The sequence below is a fragment of the Paenibacillus sp. FSL W8-0426 genome (assembly GCF_037969725.1).
Classification (GTDB): domain Bacteria; phylum Bacillota; class Bacilli; order Paenibacillales; family Paenibacillaceae; genus Paenibacillus; species Paenibacillus hubeiensis.
This window is the reverse complement of sequence record NZ_CP150203.1, coordinates 140001-157413: the sequence shown is the minus strand read 5'-3', so window position 1 is coordinate 157413 and position 17413 is coordinate 140001. Positions and strand designations below refer to the sequence as shown.

Below are 17413 nucleotides of genomic sequence, written 5' to 3'. Positions count from 1 at the left end.
AGTGGCTGCCCCCTAATCGCGGCGTGGCCGCTCATGGCGACGGCTCAATTCGGACATGATGTCGTCCAGCGGCAGCTTTCGCTCCTGCAGCAAGACGAGCAAGTGGTACAGCAGATCGCTAACCTCTAGGCGGAGCTCTTCATTATCCTTATTTTTGGCGGCGATGATCGTCTCGGACGCTTCCTCGCCGATTTTTTTCAAAATTTTATCGACGCCCTTATCGAAGAGATATGTGGTGTACGCTCCTTCCGGACGCTCGCGTTCACGTTCCGCAATGACCGACTCCAGCTCGGCGAGCACATCAAACCGTCCCGAGGCCGGGGAAGCTGCCGCGTTTTCGCCGTCAGTTTGCTGCGGCAAACCCACGATTTCGTTGTGGAAGCACGTTACCTCGCCGGTATGGCAAGCAGGACCATCCGGTTTGACCGCTACCAGCAGCGTATCTCCGTCACAATCGTATTTGATCGAAGTAATCTTTTGCACGTTTCCGGACGTTGCGCCTTTATGCCACAACTCTTGTCGGGAACGCGACCAGAACCAGGTCTCTCCCGATTCGAGCGACAATTTCAGCGATTCTCGATTCATGTATGCCATCATCAACACTTCGTTGGTAGTTGCATCCTGCACGATGGCGGGCACTAGCCCGTCCTGCCAACGGATATGCTCGACCACTTGCTCCAGGGACAACTGTTCCCTGATTTCTCTGCTTACGTTACTCACGGATTTCCACCCCTTGTTCTTTCAAATGTTTCTTCAACTCCGGCACAGCGATTTCCTTGTAATGGAAAATCGTAGCCGCAAGGCCCGCATCGGCTTTGCCTGCCGTGAACACGTCATAGAAGTCGGACTCCTTGCCTGCGCCGCCGGAAGCGATGACCGGAATCCGTACCGATTCGGATACCGCGGCCGTCAGTTTCAGGTCAAACCCGTCCTTGGTTCCGTCCGCGTCCATACTGGTCAACAGGATTTCTCCGGCGCCCAGCGCTTCGGCCTGTTTCACCCACTCCAGCGCCTTGATTCCGGATGGCTTGCGTCCGCCGTGGGTGTACACTTCCCATTCTCCCCATGCTTCGTTATACTTGGCATCCACCGCCACCACGATGCATTGGGAGCCAAAACGCCGTGCTCCGTCCGCAATCAATTGCGGGTTCAGCACGGCAGCCGTATTCACCGCGATTTTGTCTGCGCCTGCGCGCAAAATGCGTTTCATGTCATCCACCTTCGAGATGCCTCCGCCTACCGTAAACGGAATAGCGATCTCTCCCGCCGTCTGCCGCACGACCTCTTCCATCGTTTCGCGGCCTTCCACGGAAGCGGAGATATCGAGAAACACGAGTTCGTCCGCGCCTTCGCGGTCGTACAGCGCCGCCAGTTCCACCGGATCTCCCGCATCGCGGAGATTGACGAAATTAACGCCTTTGACAACCCGGCCGTCCTTGACGTCCAGACACGGAATGATTCTTTTTGCCAGCATGCCCCTCTTCCTCTCTCCCCAATGATTGATGCGCTACTTGATCGTACGAATGGCCTCGGACAGGTCGATGCTGCCCGTATACAGCGCTTTGCCCACGATCGCTCCTCCAACGCCGTCTTGCGTGTATTTGCTCAGTTTGACGAGATCGTCCATCACGCTCACGCCGCCGGAAGCGATAACCGTGCGGCCGCTCGCCTTGGCCAGGGATACGATCGCATCCACATTAGGCCCCTGCATCATACCGTCGCGCGAGATATCGGTGAAAATGAACGTCTCTGCGCCGAAGGCTGCCAGTTCCTTGGCAAGCACTTCTGCCTGAACTTCCGATGTTTCCAACCAGCCACGTGTTGCCACATAACCGTTGCGGGCATCGATACCGATAGCCACCTTGTCGCCATAACGCCCCAGCACTTCTTCGGTAAATGCACGATCCTCGATCGCCGCCGTTCCGATGATTACCCGGCTCACACCTAGTCCTAGCAAACGTTCCACGTCAGCCACTGTCCGCAGACCACCGCCCACTTGAACGGGCACCTGCACCGCTGAAGCGATGCGTCCGATCAAAGCGTCGTTGACCGGATGACCGGCCTTGGCGCCGTCCAGATCGACGAGATGCACAAACGTGCCGCCCTGCTTCTCCCAAGAAAGAGCGACTTGCACCGGATCATCGTTATATACCGTTTCCTGGTTGTAATCTCCTTGTACCAATCGTACGCATTTGCCGTCCCGGATATCAATCGCCGGATATATGATAAAAGATGACATACAAGGCCTCCCGAATCTATGTTTGAAATTGAAATGCAATGAAATGAATGTTCTGATCCCGTCCGAACCCGCTGAACCCGCGATTTACTGCTCCGGCCGCTCTCCTCAGCGCCCGCACCATGGCAGCGATAACGCCGTACCTTGTGGTGTTCCTGCTATTAACGAGAGATAACGTTCGGCCCACCCGTGAGCGCGAGGAAATTGCGCAGCAATTGCATGCCGAGTTCGCCGCTCTTCTCGGGATGGAACTGCATACCGAAGTTCGAGCCTCTGCCGACGATGGCCGTAACCGGATGTCCGTAATCCGTCACTGCAAGCAGGTCGCTTGCCACTTCAGGCTGGGCATAATAGGAATGGACGAAATAAACATGCCCTTCCTCCAGCCCCGTAAACAGCGGGTTTTCAGGCTGGCGAAACTCCAGACGGTTCCAACCCATATGCGGCACCTTCAGCTCGCCCGGGGCAAACCGAACAACTTTGCCTGGCAGTATATCCAGTCCTTCATGTTCACCATGCTCCTCGCTGGAACTGAACAGCAGCTGCATGCCCAAACAAATGCCCAGCAGCGGCTTCGGGCCGGCTGCAGCCTCTTTCACGACGGCATCCAGATTGTTTTCACGGAGATGCACCATCGCATCGCCAAACGCGCCTACGCCCGGCAAAATCACTCCGTCAGCACCCAGGATCGCCTCACGATCCCCGGTGATCAACGCTTCGTAGCCAAGGCGCTCGACCGCTTTGCCGACGCTGTGCAGGTTCCCCATACCGTAATCGACAATCGCAATCGCCATCGCCTACAGCACTCCCTTCGTGGAAGGAACGCCCGTTACGCGTGGATCGATGGAAGTCGCCTCATCCAACGCACGGCCGAGCGCCTTGAACACTGCCTCGATCATGTGGTGCGTATTCTGTCCATAGTGAACGATGACGTGCAGCGTAATGCGCGCTTCGAGCGCCAGCTTCCACAGGAATTCATGCACCAGCTCCGTGGAGAAGCTGCCCACCTGCTGGGACGGGTATTGTGCGCGATATTCGAAGTGAGGACGGTTGCTCACGTCGATGACGACTTGAGCGAGCGCCTCGTCCATAGGAATGAACACGTTCGCGTACCGCTTGATGCCGCGTTTGTCGCCGAGCGCCTCGCGCAGCGTCTGTCCGAGGCAAATGCCGATGTCTTCGACCGTGTGATGGTCGTCAATCTCGATATCCCCGCGAGCCTGAACGTCCAGGTCGAACTGTCCGTGCTTGGTGAACAGGTCCAACATATGGTTCAGAAAAGGTACGTCTGTTTCGATGTTCGCCTTCCCGGTTCCGTCTACTGCAAACGCAAGCTGAATGTTTGTTTCATTCGTTTTGCGGTCCACTTGAGCGCGGCGAACCGCGCTTGCGTTTTCTACCCCTTGGTTTGGATTACTCATGATCCGATTCCGCCTTTCCTTCCTGTTCTAGACGCACGGCAATCGCGCGCGCGTGTCCTTCCAGCCCTTCGTGCCGGGCCAATTCTATGATTGCAGCGCCGTTTTGGAGCAGCGCCTCCTTGCTGTAATAGATCAGACTTGATTTCTTGATAAAATCGTCCACGTCGACCGGCGAACTGAACCTTGCCGTGCCGTTCGTCGGAATGATATGGTTCGGGCCGGCAAAATAATCGCCTACCGGCTCGGAGCTGTACGGCCCGAGGAACATCGCGCCGGCATTTTCGATCCGGCCGGCAACGGCCATCGGCTCCTGCACCATGATCTCCAGGTGCTCCGGCGCGAGCCGGTTCACTACGTCGATGCCTTCATCGATCGAATCGACCACGATGATCGCGCCGTACTGCTCCACCGAAGCAGCGGCGATCGCTTGCCTTGGCAGCGCCTCAAGCTGGCGCTGCACCTCGGCCCGCACGGCTTCCGCCAGCGGGGCCGACGTGGTGACGAGAATGGCCGACGCCATCTCGTCATGCTCCGCCTGCGAGAGCAGGTCGGCGGCGACGTACACCGGGTTCGCGGTGTCGTCGGCCAGGACCGCGATCTCGCTCGGCCCGGCGATGCTGTCGATGTCGACCGCGCCGTACACTTCACGCTTCGCGAGCGCCACGTAGATGTTGCCCGGTCCACAGATCTTGTCGACCGGGGCGATGCTCTCCGTGCCGTAAGCGAGCGCGGCGATCGCCTGCGCGCCGCCTACCCGGTACATCTCGTTAACGCCTGCTTCCGCAGCGGCAACGAGAATGTACGGGTCGATGCCCTCGCCGCCGTTCGTGGCCGGCGGCGTCACCAACACGATTTCCGGCACCCCGGCCACCTGTGCCGGAATCACGTTCATCAGCACCGAGGACGGATACGCTGCTTTACCACCAGGGACATATACGCCCACCCGTTTCAACGGGCGTATCACCTGGCCCAGCAGACTGCCGTCCGGCTGCCAGTCCATCCAGGAATTGCGTTTCTGCTTCTCATGAAACGCGCGAATGTTGGCAGCGGCCTGCCGGATCGCTTCCACGAAAGAAGGCTCGACGGCTGCGTAAGCGGCCTGCAATTCCTCCTGCGGCACCCGCAGGTCCGCAGCCGTCAGCCTGGTGCGGTCAAGCTGCTCGGTGTACCGCAGCAGCGCCGCATCGCCCTCCCGGCGAATGTCGCCGACGATTCGCCGTACCTTTTCGTTTTGCTCCGGGGTGCCGTAGTCCACTTCCCGTTTCAGATTGAATTCACGCGCAGATACCACTTTCATGCCCGTAACCTCCTTCTCTCGATTCCTGATTACTGCGATAATTCAGCCGGTGCTTCGGAAGAAGCAGGGATGACCTTCTGCAGTGCATCGCACAGTGCTTGGATGCGTCCGTTTTTCATGCGGTAGCTTACCCGGTTGGCGATTAATCGGCTGGTGATATCGAGGATGCCGTTCATTTCGACCAGCCCGTTCTCGCGCAGCGTTTGCCCGGTTTCCACCAAATCGACGATGCGGTCCGCAAGTCCGATCAGCGGCGCCAGCTCAATGGACCCGTTCAGCTTGATGACCTCGACCTGCTGACCCTGTTCCAGGAAGTACCGGGAAGCAATTCGCGGATACTTCGTCGCTACCCGCTGCTGGATGCCGGGGGTCCAATCGGGAAGACCGATAACCGACATGCGGCAACGTGCAATGCCCAGATTAAGCAGTTCGTACACGTCCCGGTTTTCCTCCAGCAATACGTCTTTGCCGACGATGCCGATGTCCGCTACCCCGTACTCTACGTATGTCGGCACGTCCACCGGTTTTGCCATGATGAATTCCATGCCCGCTTCCGGCACTTCAATGACAAGCTTGCGGGTATCGTCCACATCCACTGGAATATCCAGTCCGGCTTCGCGGAACAGTTTGGAAGCTTTTTTGTAGATTCGGCCCTTCGGCATCGCAACCTTCAATATATCCGACATCTCAACGAGCTCCTTTCCCGGATGGATATGTGATGACTTGCTCGTATTGAGCGTGTTCCGCTTCGTTTGTTCCCGTCTTTCCAGACTCGATCAAACGGGTAACTACATTTTGGCCGAATCCCCGGAGCCTTCCAGCTTCCGCCAACGCCTGTGCCCGGTGCTCGGTGCCGTATTCGATCAGCACCGCTTTCTTCTCATCCACTGCGATGCCGTGCACGCCATCAATGATCCGGTTCGTTTTCAGCGCAAACCCCGTCGCCGGAAGCGAGCGTCCGAACTGCTGCAGTAAATTGTCGTAACGTCCGCCGCTGCATACCGGCGAGCCCAACTCCGCAGCATAACCTTCGAACGTCATGCCTGTATAATAGGAGAAATCGCCAATCATCGTCAGGTCGATCAGGACATGCTCAGAGACGCCGTACGCCTCCAATACTTCAAATACCGCACACAAGTGGGCAATCGACTGTGCCGCCTCATTGCTGCGGCTTAACCCTGCCGCGTGATCGCACACTTCCTTGCCCCCGCGTAGACGAAGAATGGCCTCCAGCTGCTCCTGCAGCTCCGGTGCAAGCTTCAATGCACGAATGGATTCGCGATAGCCGACGTAATCCCGCCCGAGCAAATACTCCTTCAATTCCTCCTGCTGCTGCGTCTGTCCCGGGATGACCTCTTCCAACAAGCCGTTCAGGAAACCCATATGACCCATCGCGATCTTGAAGGACGTTACGCCGGCAGCCTGCAGCGAAGCAATGGCAAGCGCAACGACTTCCGCATCGGCTTCCGGCGAATCGTCGCCGACCAGCTCGACGCCTGTCTGAAAGAACTCGGCCTCTCTTCCGGCTTCTTCCTCGATGGAACGAAATACGTTCGCATGGTAGGAAAGCCGCAGCGGCAATGGCTCATCCTTCAGCAAAGAAGAAACAACACGCGCAATCGGTGCCGTGAGGTCTGATCTCAACACCAGCGTCGTTCCCCGGCTGCTTAACAGCTTGAACAGCTTGCGGTCCGATGTGGAGCTGGCCACTCCTACCGTGTCGTAAAATTCGATCGTTGGCGTGATGATCTGGCGATACCCCCAGCGCTCCATGCATTCCAGCACGCTCCGTTCAATGGTTTTCAGCTTGCTCACCACGCGTGGCGTATAGTCGCGAAAACCGATCGGTTTTTCAAAGCCTTTTGGTTTGGACATTGTTACGATTCACCCCGTGTCGATAATTTGAGTTGGTCCGCGTACCGCTTTCCAACAGGATTTGTTTATGTAAATCCCCGTTCGGTCTAACTCATTTCATTCTTCATGGCTCGGTATAGACGCCACATTCTCGATGTATTTTCATTAAGTTACTTTCGTATGGTAAAGTGCTAACAAACTAAAGAATATGGCATATGATAACATGAATCCGGCTTAACCGTCAATAAGGCGAACATTGGTCCAGCCATTGAATCATGCTGCATTCAATATAAACAAAAACGTCGGTATGCTCTCCTATCTAACGTTCCGCATCACATTCCTGCTTATATGAAAAAAAGCTGCCTAAGCAGCTTGTTCCCTTCAACGTTTATAACCGTTCTTGCAGGTTGCATTGGTTTATATTCGCTGGTCCGGCATCGCAGCAGGTTCGTCCTGAGCCACCGTGGACCGGGTCAGTTCGCGCAGCGGGTTCCCCCCTACAAATGCCCCTGGCGCCACATCCTTGTGAACGACCGAGCCTGCGGCCACAACCGCCCCGTCGCCGATCGTCACACCAGGCAAAATGGTTGAATTTGCGCCAATCAACACATTTTCACCGATGATCACTTCACCCAGCCTGTACTCTTTGATGAGATACTCATGAGCCAAAATGGTGGTGTTATAACCGATGACCGAATTTTCGCCCACTGTAATCTTCTCCGGAAAAAATACGTCCACCATGACCATCAGCCCAAAGGCCGTATGTTCCCCTACCTTCATGCCCAGCATGCGACGATAGATCCAGTTCTTGACCGGAAGGATCGGACAGTAGCGTGACAACTGGACCCAGATGAAATTGCGCACACCCTTCCAAGGACTTACAGTCCGATAAATGTGCCACAACGCATTGTGTCCCTCAATGGGGTAGCGGGTCACCTTTCTCATGAACGTTCCGACTTGATACCGACCAGATCGAGCAGATCTCTCATGTCATGCAGCATATAATCAGGGCCGTACTGGTTTAACACGGCCTCGCCCTTGAGAGACCACGCAACCCCCGCCGCGAGCGCTCCTGCATTTTTAGCGGATTGAATATCAACCGGACTGTCGCCAATCATCAGCGTTTTGGCCGGATCAGCTCCCAGCTCATTTATCGCTTTTAATACCGGTTCGGCATGTGGTTTGGGATGGGTTACATCCGTTACCGTGACGATCGATTTCATGTACTTGGTAAGATCGAACCGTTCCAAGGTTTTCAGGGTCGATGGACGAATCTTCGTCGTTACGACGCCCATTACGATGCCTGCCTGGTGCAAGGCTTCCACAACCTCATTCACATAAGGAAAAGGATTGACCATTGCCTCATGATGAATATCATTGTATGCCCGGTAGCCTTTTATATATTCAGCCACGTCTTCTTGACCCGAAAACGTCCGGAACTGCTGCTCCAGCGTGCCGCCCATATGGGGGATAATCTGTTCCCGCGTCCAGGGGGCAGAGTTCTCCCACCCCTCCATGACGTGAAGGAACGAATTGATAATCAAATCATTCGTATCGATAATCGTACCGTCAAGATCAAACAATACCGTTTCAATCATGCTTGCATTACTCCTTTTTGTCATCGGCAGATTCGCGTTCCTCTTCGGCTTCATGGTTCGTTGCCGCCGAGTCCGGCTTGCGTGCCGTTCCGGCACTGTGCGGGAGCTCATCCGAAGGTTCGGTTACCGCCTTGGTCGACACAATCGGGTCGCTGTAACGTACTTCAGCTTTGCCAGTCACCCTTCTTACGATGATGAACGCCGCCGCAGCGATAATAATGGCGATCGCCAACAGCTGCGAAATTCTAACATTGCCATAAGCAGGATCCAGGTATCCTTGTTCGAAACCAAACGCCGTCATCGGTGACCATAGTCCATTCACCAGGGAAGCAAGCCACTGTGGCGCCTGGAAGCCCAGACTGTCCGTACGCAGCGCCTCGATGAAGAATCGCCCGATCGAATACCAAATGAAATACGACATAAACAGCTCGCCCGCACGCAAAAACTTTTGTCTGCGCAGGATCAGCAGCAGAATCAGGCCAACCAGGCTCCACATGGATTCGTACAGGAATGCGGGATGATGAAATACCCCTTCCACATTCATCTGATTGACGATAAAGTCCGGCAAATGCAGCTTATCTCGCAAAAAAGATTCTTCCACAGGCCCGCCATACGCCTCTTGGTTGACGAAGTTCCCCCAGCGGCCGATCATTTGGCCCACAATCAACCCGGGTGCGCAAATATCTGCCATGCGCCAGAAATTGTATCCTTTGCGGCGGAAGAAAATGACCGCGCAAATAATTGCGCCAATCAGTGCACCATAGATGGCAATACCGCCATTCCATATCTTGAAGACATCCCAGAAGTTGTCCTTATAGTCTTCCCATTTGAACGCGACATAATAGATACGTGCGCCGATAATGGCGGACGGTACGCCCAGCAGGATCATGTCCATGAACACTTCCTGAGGAATGCCGAACCGCTTGCCCTCCCGAATCGCGAGCAGCAAGCCTACCAATGCCGCCGTGCCGAGGATCAGGCCATACCAGTGAACCTTCAATGCACCAATGGAGAAGGCGATTGGGTTCAACAGCAGATACATGTCCATTGCTTCACACTCCCATAAATTGCTTCACACTTTTCCGTACCAATCAGCTTCTCATGCATGCAGAAACAGAGCATTGAATCGCTCTGTCAGTTCTGCACGCTATCCACTTCTTGAAGACATCCCAGATGGCCTAGTCCATATCTTCCATATCTTCCGAAATCGTTGCTGTCAGTTTATTCGTAAACTGCAGTGCCGCATTGAGTCCCATCTGTTTGAGGCGATAATTCATCGCAGCCACCTCAATGATGACGGCCAAGTTTCGTCCAGGGCGTACCGGAATCGTTACGAGCGGTACGTCCGTATCAATGATCCGGGTAGTCTCCTCATCCAAACCAAGACGATCGTATTGTTTGTCTTGCTGCCATGCTTCAAGGCGGACGACGAGCGTAATTCGTTTGTTGTTACGCACGGCACCGGCACCAAACAAGGTCATCACGTTAATGATGCCCACCCCGCGAATCTCTAGAAGATGACGGATTAATTCAGGAGCGGTCCCGTGCAGTTGGAAGTCGGAAGTCTGACGGATTTCTACTGCATCGTCCGCAATCAAACGGTGTCCACGCTTCACGAGCTCCAATGCCGTTTCACTTTTGCCGATACCGCTGCTTCCCGTAATCAGCATACCGACGCCATAAACGTCGCAGAGCACGCCATGTATCGTAGCGGTTGGCGCCAGCTTCCGTTCCAGGAAACCGGTAATGCGGCTGGAAAGAATCGTCGTTGCCATATTGCTGCGCAGCACCGCCAAATTTTGCTCTTCGCTGATCTCGATCAGTTCCGTCGGCACTTCAAGTCCACGCGTAACGACAATGCATGGCGTCTCCTCCGTGCAAAGTTTCTGCATCCGGTCACGGCGTTCGTCTTCCGGCAGCATTGCAAAAAAGGCCAGCTCTGTTCTTCCTAACAGCTGAACCCGTTCTTGTGGGTGGTATTCAAAATAGCCGGCCATCTCCAGGCCTGGACGGTTCAAATCGTCTACGGTAATGAAGCGCTTAAGTCCTTGAGATCCAGAGACGACCTCAAGCTGAAACTGCTGCACCAATTCAGATACCTTCACTTTTTTCGCCATTTGTCTCTTCCTTTCAGCATTGGCTGTTTATCTATGTATATCTGGTCATATTTGTCCTTCGAATTCAAACGGGGAATCCCCTGATCAATTAAGAATGGTTACACCGAAAATGAAGGCGCAAGCTTTCTATAAATCTTAAATGAATTCGGGAACGAATGCAATCTGAACCATGGACTCCTGATGTAAAAAGCCCCTTCCAGCAACAACGGAAGGGGCTCGAATTTCATTATATAATTACGTATCAAACACAGGATCCGACCATACGGGGAACCCCGGGATATTAGTCTTGAAGGAGAACGTTCGCTTCAGTCTCTTTATCAAAGATATGAACTTTGTTCATGTCGATCGCCATTTTAACGGTAGAACCTTCACGCGTGTTGGAACGTCCGTCTACGCGGGCAATCGTAGTGTCGCTACCTACACCGCTCAAGTAGAGGAGCATTTCGTGACCAAGGTTCTCGGTTACGTCTACATGCGTAGAGAACACGGAGTTCGGGGAAGCTTCCAAGAATACCGGCTCTTCGTGGATGTCTTCAGGACGAACGCCCAGAATGACTTCCTTGTTAGCGTATCCTCTGGATTTCAGCAATTGCGCTTTCCCTTGTGGAATTTCAACGTCCACGCCAGGAGCTACGAAATGCAGGTTGGAACCTTGCTCCGCAATTTTACCCGAGATAAAGTTCATTGTAGGAGAACCGATGAAACCGGCCACGAACAGGTTCGCTGGGTGGTTGTACAGTTCTTCCGGAGAAGCCGCTTGTTGAATGATACCGTCTTTCATAACAACGATCCGGTCACCCATCGTCATCGCTTCGATCTGGTCATGCGTTACGTAGATAACAGTCGTTTCCAGACGTTTCGCGAGCTTGGTGATTTCCGCACGCATCTGACCGCGCAATTTCGCGTCCAAGTTGGAGAGCGGCTCATCCATCAAGAATACTTGCGGGTCACGGACGATCGCACGACCGAGTGCGACACGCTGACGTTGACCACCGGACAACGCTTTTGGTTTACGATCCAGCAAATGCTCGATATCGAGGATTTTGGCTGCTTCGCGAACGCGTTTGTCGATTTCATCTTTTTTCACTTTACGCAATTTCAAACCAAATGCCATGTTTTGATACACGCTCATATGCGGGTACAAGGCGTAGGATTGGAAAACCATCGCGATATCGCGATCTTTAGGAGCAACATCGTTCACGACGCGGTCACCGATATAGAGTTTACCTTCAGAAATTTCCTCAAGGCCTGCGATCATGCGCAACGTTGTGGATTTACCACAACCGGACGGACCAACCAGCACCAGAAATTCTTTATCTTTAATGTCCAGGTTAACGTCAATAACTGTCGCTTTGTCAGCACCAGGGTATTTTTTGAAAATATGCTCTAAACGTACACCAGCCATGATTATTGCCTCCTTAGAGATCGTTTTGTAATCGAATACATTTTGTAAATTCAGTGTAACCTACGGAAGGGATGTTTGACTATTCGCAAACTGCACAAAAATATCACGGCTTTTTCGTCACTTTGTACATCAGCAGTAAAAGTCGGACCAGCACCGCATTTTCAAAGCTCCTTACATCGTATCCGATCTCATGTTTGATCTTGTCCAGACGGTAAACCAGCGTATTGCGATGAATAAACATCCTTTTTGCGGTCTCGCTTACATTGCAATCCAGACTGAAAAACGTCTCCAATGTGCCCATCGTCTCACTGTCGCTGAAGAGCGATGTGTTCTTGCCGATCTCTTCTATAAAGCGCAGCCGTTCCGGTTCGGATATGCTCGCCACCAATCGTTCAAGATGCAAATTCCATGGTAAATGTATGTGCTCAGTGACATGAAACGATCTGCCCAGCTTTACACTCTCCCGAAGTGTAGAGGTTACAGATATCAATTGCTGGTAAGGAACACAAGGCAAGGCTGCCGACAAATGGAATCCGCCTGCCCATTCACTGGCAATCAGCTCATACAATCCAAGACAAAACGCATTCAAGAGCTCTTTCCTTGCCTCAGTGGTATCGTCATCGGCCTCTGCCGTAACGGTCTGAACCGAACCAAAAAATACCCACTCCTGATCTCCTAAGGGAATCAGAACGATGTCCTCACCAAAATAGCTCTCGAGCAGCTTGTTCAGTTCGCTTGAATGAACGCGCCGATCATCCGGCGTCTCGCCCTGTAACAGGAAAGGAATCTTTTCTTGTTCCAGATGCTCGCCCAGCCCTGCAGCCAGAAAACGTTCTGGGATACTGAACCCTTCGTTAGACAGATTGATTTGCTCCCGAAGCCAGGTGCCCAACTCAATCAAAAGCTGCGCCTGGCCGTTCCCCTCGCCTACAGTTTGTTCATGAAGAGCTTCATCTGAATGGCTGCTAATCAACAGCTCTATTAATCTGCGCGATTCTATCGTCAGATGATCGGAAGAACACCCCCAGCAAATTACATGTTCACGATCAGCACTTCGGCCAATTTTAAAATATATTTGTTGATCTATGGTTAGGCTGCCTGCACGGTCTGCTGACCGTTCTACACCCAGCATGACTGTACTATTATTTGCTCTATCATTTGAGCTGAGAAGGAGATTCTCGTATTGACTCCACTCATCCAAAGTAAATTGAAATGTGTTCATTGAAGTGTCTAAAATTTCCTCGATCCGCTGCTTAAGATCCGAAACATGCTTCATCTTATGAACGCCACCACTCTGCTTTATTTTCTGATATAAAAACCGCAATATAAAACACACAATCTTATAATTGTCTAACCCTTTATTGGGATCACGCCTATGGCTCTTTAGATAGCCGTTTACATTTATCTTATCATATCTTAAACGTTCTCGCCTTCGTGGTCGCAGCAACACGCTGATATGCAAAAAAAGAGCGACTAATCAATTTAATGATTAATCACTCTTTTGTGAGATGAGCCATGAAGGACTCGAACCTTCGACACCCTGATTAAAAGTCAGGTGCTCTACCAACTGAGCTAATGGCTCAAAAACTGGTGGAGGCTGATGGATTCGAACCACCGAACCCGTAAGGGAGCAGATTTACAGTCTGATGCGTTTGGCCACTTCGCTAAGCCTCCACGTTTTGAAAGGTGGCTCGGGACGGAATCGAACCGCCGACACGAGGATTTTCAGTCCTCTGCTCTACCGACTGAGCTACCGAGCCATATTTAATTGTAAGGATTAATGGCGGAACCGACGGGATTCGAACCCGCGATCTCCTGCGTGACAGGCAGGCATGTTAGGCCAACTACACCACGGTTCCAGACATTAATGGTGCCGGCGAGAGGACTTGAACCCCCAACCTACTGATTACAAGTCAGTTGCTCTACCAATTGAGCTACACCGGCATATATGGTGGAGGCTGAGGGGATCGAACCCCCGACCCTCTGCTTGTAAGGCAGATGCTCTCCCAGCTGAGCTAAGCCTCCTGGGTAATATGGTAGCGGCGGAGGGGATCGAACCCCCGACCTCACGGGTATGAACCGTACGCTCTAGCCAGCTGAGCTACGCCGCCATATTAAGTATCGTATTATAAGCTTGTCCATCCAGTTGAAAGATGGCGGAGAGAGAGGGATTCGAACCCTCGCACCGCTTACGCAGTCTAACCCCTTAGCAGAGGGTCCCCTTATAGCCACTTGGGTATCTCTCCAAAGCTAATTAACGATCGTTCAGAGATTGCTCTCTGAAAACTGGATTCGAAACGAAACTTGCGATCTTAGAACCTGCATTTCTTGGATAAGCCCTCGACCGATTAGTACTGGTCAGCTCCATGCATTGCTGCACTTCCACCCCCAGCCTATCTACCTCGTCGTCTTCAAGGGGTCTTACTAATTGGGAAATCTCATCTTGAGGGGGGCTTCACGCTTAGATGCTTTCAGCGCTTATCCCGTCCGTACATAGCTACCCAGCGGTGCTCCTGGCGGAACAACTGGTACACCAGCGGTACGTCCATCCCGGTCCTCTCGTACTAAGGACAGCTCCTCTCAAATTTCCTACGCCCACGACAGATAGGGACCGAACTGTCTCACGACGTTCTGAACCCAGCTCGCGTACCGCTTTAATGGGCGAACAGCCCAACCCTTGGGACCTACTTCAGCCCCAGGATGCGATGAGCCGACATCGAGGTGCCAAACCTCCCCGTCGATGTGGACTCTTGGGGGAGATAAGCCTGTTATCCCCAGGGTAGCTTTTATCCGTTGAGCGATGGCCCTTCCATGCGGTACCACCGGATCACTAAGCCCGACTTTCGTCCCTGCTCGACTTGTAGGTCTCGCAGTCAAGCTCCCTTATGCCTTTGCACTCTTCGAATGATTTCCAACCATTCTGAGGGAACCTTTGGGCGCCTCCGTTACTCTTTAGGAGGCGACCGCCCCAGTCAAACTGCCCACCTGACACTGTCCCCGTACCCGATCAGGGCACCAGGTTAGAACCTAGATACGATCAGGGTGGTATCCCAACGGTGCCTCCACACAAGCTGGCGCTCATGCTTCTCAGGCTCCCACCTATCCTGTACAGATCGTACCCAAATTCAATATCAAGCTGCAGTAAAGCTCCATGGGGTCTTTCCGTCTTGTCGCGGGTAACCTGCATCTTCACAGGTATTAAAATTTCACCGGATCTCTCGTTGAGACAGCGCCCAAGTCGTTACGCCATTCGTGCGGGTCAGAATTTACCTGACAAGGAATTTCGCTACCTTAGGACCGTTATAGTTACGGCCGCCGTTTACTGGGGCTTCGGTTCACAGCTTCGGGATTACTCCCTAACCGCTCCCCTTAACCTTCCAGCACCGGGCAGGCGTCAGCCCGTATACTTCGCCTTACGGCTTCGCACAGACCTGTGTTTTTGCTAAACAGTCGCTTGGGCCTTTTCACTGCGGCCCCCTCGTGCTATTCACACTACCGGGGCACCCCTTCTCCCGAAGTTACGGGGTCATTTTGCCGAGTTCCTTAACGAGAGTTCTTCCGCGCGCCTTAGAATTCTCTTCTCGCCTACCTGTGTCGGTTTGCGGTACGGGCACCTTCATCTGGCTAGAGGCTTTTCTTGGCAGTGTGAGATCATGACCTTCGCTACTGTAATTTTCACTCCCCATCACAGCTCAGCCTTGCGGTTAGCGGATTTGCCTACTAACCAGCCTCACTGCTTGGACAGGCATCCATCAGCCTGCGTCACTACCCTACTGCGTCCCCCCATCGCTCGTAACGATTTACGGTGGTACAGGAATTTCGACCTGTTGTCCTTCGACTACGCCTTTCGGCCTCGCCTTAGGTCCCGACTTACCCTGAGCGGACGAACCTTCCTCAGGAACCCTTAGGCTTTCGGCGGATCAGATTCTCACTGATCTTTTCGTTACTCATACCGGCATTCTCACTTGTATGCTCTCCAGCGCTCCTTACGGTACACCTTCAACGTACATACAACGCTCCCCTACCCCTGATCATAAGATCAAGCCATAGCTTCGGTGGTGTGTTTAGCCCCGTTACATTTTCGGCGCAGAGTCACTCGACCAGTGAGCTATTACGCACTCTTTCAATGATGGCTGCTTCTAAGCCAACATCCTGGTTGTCTGTGCAACTCCACATCCTTTCCCACTTAACACACACTTGGGGACCTTAGCTGATGGTCTGGGCTGTTTCCCTTTTGACAATGGATCTTAGCACTCACTGTCTGACTCCCGGAAGTAAGTCTATGGCATTCGGAGTTTGACTGAGCTTGGTAACCCTTGCGGGCCCCGCACCCAATCAGTGCTCTACCTCCACGACTCTGTTTTCCGAGGCTAGCCCTAAAGCTATTTCGGGGAGAACCAGCTATCTCCGAGTTCGATTGGAATTTCTCCGCTACCCCCACCTCATCCCCGCACTTTTCAACGTGCGTGGGTTCGGGCCTCCAGTGCGTGTTACCGCACCTTCACCCTGGACAGGGGTAGATCACCCGGTTTCGGGTCTACGTCCACGTACTATGTCGCCCTATTCAGACTCGCTTTCGCTGCGGCTCCGGCTTCTCACCTTAACCTTGCACGGGAACGTAACTCGCCGGTTCATTCTACAAAAGGCACGCCATCACCCCTAAAATGGGCTCTGACTTCTTGTAAGCACACGGTTTCAGGTTCTATTTCACTCCCCTTCCGGGGTGCTTTTCACCTTTCCCTCACGGTACTGCTTCACTATCGGTCGCTAGGAAGTATTTAGCCTTGGCAGATGGTCCTGCCGGATTCATACGGGGTTTCACGTGCCCCGCACTACTCGGGATCCGTCTCGGAGGGAGCAGACTTTCAATTACAGGGCTTTTACCTTCTATGGCGGGCCTTTCCAGACCTCTTCGTTTAACCGGCTCCTTTGTAACTCCATGTGAGACGTCCCACAACCCCAGAGAGCAAGCTCCCTGGTTTGGGCTGTTCCGCGTTCGCTCGCCGCTACTGACGGAATCACTATTGTTTTCTCTTCCTCAGGGTACTTAGATGTTTCAGTTCCCCTGGTATGCCTCTCCTGCCCTATGTATTCAGACAAGAGTAACTGGGTATTACGCCAGCTGGGTTTCCCCATTCGGACATCCCCGGATCAAAGCTTGCTTACAGCTCCCCGAGGCAGTATCGTTGTTCGCCACGTCCTTCATCGGCTCCTAGCGCCTAGGCATCCTCCGTGTGCTCTTAGTAGCTTAACCAATTGCTCGGATGAGCAATGCAGTTTTCGCTAATATATAAACTTGTTCTGACACAAGTTCAGCTAAAAGGAATGTTCTAATTCGCATTTTTCGTTTCGATATCCAGTTTTCAAAGAACAAGCTTAGAAAATCATTGTTGGTGGAGCCAAGCGGGATCGAACCGCTGACCTCCTGCTTGCAAGGCAGGCGCTCTCCCAGCTGAGCTATGGCCCCAAACCTTACTCCAAAAAG

At 53.1% G+C, this 17413-nt stretch carries 14 protein-coding genes, 9 tRNA genes and 1 rRNA gene; all 24 read right to left on the bottom strand.

Annotation, left to right across the window (positions count from 1 at the left end; translation table 11 throughout):
* Positions 1 to 12: 12 nt before the first annotated feature.
* The 24 genes from hisIE to MKY59_RS00670 all read right to left on the bottom strand — a co-directional run bounded on the left by hisIE (position 13) and on the right by MKY59_RS00670 (position 17395).
* Positions 13 to 720, bottom strand: coding sequence for a bifunctional phosphoribosyl-AMP cyclohydrolase/phosphoribosyl-ATP diphosphatase HisIE (gene hisIE, locus MKY59_RS00785; RefSeq protein ID WP_236420399.1), 708 nt, complete (start codon positions 718 to 720; stop codon positions 13 to 15).
* Positions 713 to 1474 (bottom strand): imidazole glycerol phosphate synthase subunit HisF, encoded by a 762-nt coding sequence (hisF, locus tag MKY59_RS00780; protein WP_236420400.1) that lies wholly within the window; start codon positions 1472 to 1474, stop codon positions 713 to 715. The genes hisIE and hisF overlap by 8 nt, the downstream gene beginning before the upstream one ends.
* Before the next feature lie 33 nt (positions 1475 to 1507).
* Positions 1508 to 2239: a 1-(5-phosphoribosyl)-5-[(5-phosphoribosylamino)methylideneamino]imidazole-4-carboxamide isomerase gene (gene hisA, locus MKY59_RS00775; RefSeq protein WP_236420401.1), complete on the bottom strand. Its 732-nt coding sequence runs from the start codon at positions 2237 to 2239 to the stop codon at positions 1508 to 1510.
* A 158-nt stretch (positions 2240 to 2397) separates the two neighbouring features.
* Positions 2398 to 3030 carry an imidazole glycerol phosphate synthase subunit HisH gene (hisH, locus tag MKY59_RS00770; RefSeq protein WP_236420402.1) on the bottom strand — a complete coding sequence of 211 codons (633 nt, stop codon included), beginning with the start codon at positions 3028 to 3030 and terminating at the stop codon, positions 2398 to 2400.
* A 3-nt stretch (positions 3031 to 3033) separates the two neighbouring features.
* Positions 3034 to 3657: an imidazoleglycerol-phosphate dehydratase HisB gene (gene hisB / locus MKY59_RS00765; protein WP_236420403.1), complete on the bottom strand. Its 624-nt coding sequence runs from the start codon at positions 3655 to 3657 to the stop codon at positions 3034 to 3036.
* Positions 3650 to 4954, bottom strand: a complete 1305-nt coding sequence (hisD, locus tag MKY59_RS00760) for a histidinol dehydrogenase (protein WP_339275516.1) — start codon at positions 4952 to 4954, stop codon at positions 3650 to 3652. Before hisD ends, hisB begins: the two co-directional genes overlap by 8 nt.
* 29 nt (positions 4955 to 4983) lie before the next feature.
* Positions 4984 to 5640 (bottom strand): ATP phosphoribosyltransferase, encoded by a 657-nt coding sequence (gene hisG, locus MKY59_RS00755; RefSeq protein WP_236420405.1) that lies wholly within the window; start codon positions 5638 to 5640, stop codon positions 4984 to 4986.
* Between the two features lies 1 nt (position 5641).
* Positions 5642 to 6829 carry an ATP phosphoribosyltransferase regulatory subunit gene (locus tag MKY59_RS00750; protein WP_236420406.1) on the bottom strand — a complete coding sequence of 396 codons (1188 nt, stop codon included), beginning with the start codon at positions 6827 to 6829 and terminating at the stop codon, positions 5642 to 5644.
* A 396-nt stretch (positions 6830 to 7225) separates the two neighbouring features.
* Positions 7226 to 7753: an acyltransferase gene (locus MKY59_RS00745; protein WP_236420407.1), complete on the bottom strand. Its 528-nt coding sequence runs from the start codon at positions 7751 to 7753 to the stop codon at positions 7226 to 7228.
* Positions 7750 to 8406: a pyrophosphatase PpaX gene (ppaX, locus tag MKY59_RS00740; RefSeq protein WP_339275514.1), complete on the bottom strand. Its 657-nt coding sequence runs from the start codon at positions 8404 to 8406 to the stop codon at positions 7750 to 7752. Before ppaX ends, MKY59_RS00745 begins: the two co-directional genes overlap by 4 nt.
* Before the next feature lie 7 nt (positions 8407 to 8413).
* Positions 8414 to 9454, bottom strand: a complete 1041-nt coding sequence (lgt, locus tag MKY59_RS00735) for a prolipoprotein diacylglyceryl transferase (RefSeq protein ID WP_339275512.1) — start codon at positions 9452 to 9454, stop codon at positions 8414 to 8416.
* A gap of 130 nt (positions 9455 to 9584) precedes the next feature.
* A complete protein-coding gene (hprK, locus tag MKY59_RS00730; protein ID WP_236420410.1) occupies positions 9585 to 10523 on the bottom strand; it encodes an HPr(Ser) kinase/phosphatase in 939 nt (312 codons plus the stop codon).
* Positions 10524 to 10803: 280 nt separating this feature from the next.
* The gene (gene ugpC / locus MKY59_RS00725; protein ID WP_236420411.1) at positions 10804 to 11928 is read right to left on the bottom strand and encodes a sn-glycerol-3-phosphate ABC transporter ATP-binding protein UgpC; all 1125 of its coding nucleotides are present in this window, start codon (positions 11926 to 11928) and stop codon (positions 10804 to 10806) included.
* Positions 11929 to 12031: 103 nt separating this feature from the next.
* Positions 12032 to 12829, bottom strand: a complete 798-nt coding sequence (locus MKY59_RS00720; protein ID WP_339275511.1) for a helix-turn-helix domain-containing protein — start codon at positions 12827 to 12829, stop codon at positions 12032 to 12034.
* Positions 12830 to 13437: 608 nt separating this feature from the next.
* A tRNA-Lys gene (locus tag MKY59_RS00715) sits at positions 13438 to 13510 on the bottom strand.
* A gap of 6 nt (positions 13511 to 13516) precedes the next feature.
* Positions 13517 to 13602, bottom strand: a tRNA-Tyr gene (locus MKY59_RS00710).
* A 13-nt stretch (positions 13603 to 13615) separates the two neighbouring features.
* Positions 13616 to 13688 (bottom strand) — tRNA-Phe (locus tag MKY59_RS00705).
* A gap of 21 nt (positions 13689 to 13709) precedes the next feature.
* Positions 13710 to 13787 (bottom strand) — tRNA-Asp (locus tag MKY59_RS00700).
* A 9-nt stretch (positions 13788 to 13796) separates the two neighbouring features.
* Positions 13797 to 13872, bottom strand: a tRNA-Thr gene (locus MKY59_RS00695).
* Positions 13873 to 13877: 5 nt separating this feature from the next.
* Positions 13878 to 13953, bottom strand: a tRNA-Val gene (locus MKY59_RS00690).
* A 9-nt stretch (positions 13954 to 13962) separates the two neighbouring features.
* Positions 13963 to 14039: transfer RNA gene (locus MKY59_RS00685), tRNA-Met, on the bottom strand.
* Positions 14040 to 14082: 43 nt separating this feature from the next.
* Positions 14083 to 14174 (bottom strand) — tRNA-Ser (locus MKY59_RS00680).
* 82 nt (positions 14175 to 14256) lie between these two features.
* Positions 14257 to 17182: ribosomal RNA gene (locus MKY59_RS00675) — 23S ribosomal RNA — on the bottom strand.
* Between the two features lie 137 nt (positions 17183 to 17319).
* A tRNA-Ala gene (locus tag MKY59_RS00670) sits at positions 17320 to 17395 on the bottom strand.
* Positions 17396 to 17413 lie beyond the last annotated feature (18 nt).

Excerpts from the sequence above, each read along its gene's own strand:
- ppaX (WP_339275514.1), bottom strand. The coding sequence starts at position 8,406 with ATGATTGAAACGGTATTGTTTGATCTTGACGGTACGATTATCGATACG.
- ugpC (WP_236420411.1), bottom strand. The coding sequence starts at position 11,928 with ATGGCTGGTGTACGTTTAGAGCATATTTTCAAAAAATACCCTGGTGCT.
- hisB (WP_236420403.1), bottom strand. The coding sequence starts at position 3,657 with ATGAGTAATCCAAACCAAGGGGTAGAAAACGCAAGCGCGGTTCGCCGC.
- hisD (WP_339275516.1), bottom strand. The coding sequence starts at position 4,954 with ATGAAAGTGGTATCTGCGCGTGAATTCAATCTGAAACGGGAAGTGGAC.
- lgt (WP_339275512.1), bottom strand. The coding sequence starts at position 9,454 with ATGGACATGTATCTGCTGTTGAACCCAATCGCCTTCTCCATTGGTGCA.
- MKY59_RS00750 (WP_236420406.1), bottom strand. The coding sequence starts at position 6,829 with ATGTCCAAACCAAAAGGCTTTGAAAAACCGATCGGTTTTCGCGACTAT.
- hisF (WP_236420400.1), bottom strand. The coding sequence starts at position 1,474 with ATGCTGGCAAAAAGAATCATTCCGTGTCTGGACGTCAAGGACGGCCGG.
- hisG (WP_236420405.1), bottom strand. The coding sequence starts at position 5,640 with ATGTCGGATATATTGAAGGTTGCGATGCCGAAGGGCCGAATCTACAAA.
- hprK (WP_236420410.1), bottom strand. The coding sequence starts at position 10,523 with ATGGCGAAAAAAGTGAAGGTATCTGAATTGGTGCAGCAGTTTCAGCTT.
- hisA (WP_236420401.1), bottom strand. The coding sequence starts at position 2,239 with ATGTCATCTTTTATCATATATCCGGCGATTGATATCCGGGACGGCAAA.
- MKY59_RS00745 (WP_236420407.1), bottom strand. The coding sequence starts at position 7,753 with ATGAGAAAGGTGACCCGCTACCCCATTGAGGGACACAATGCGTTGTGG.
- hisH (WP_236420402.1), bottom strand. The coding sequence starts at position 3,030 with ATGGCGATTGCGATTGTCGATTACGGTATGGGGAACCTGCACAGCGTC.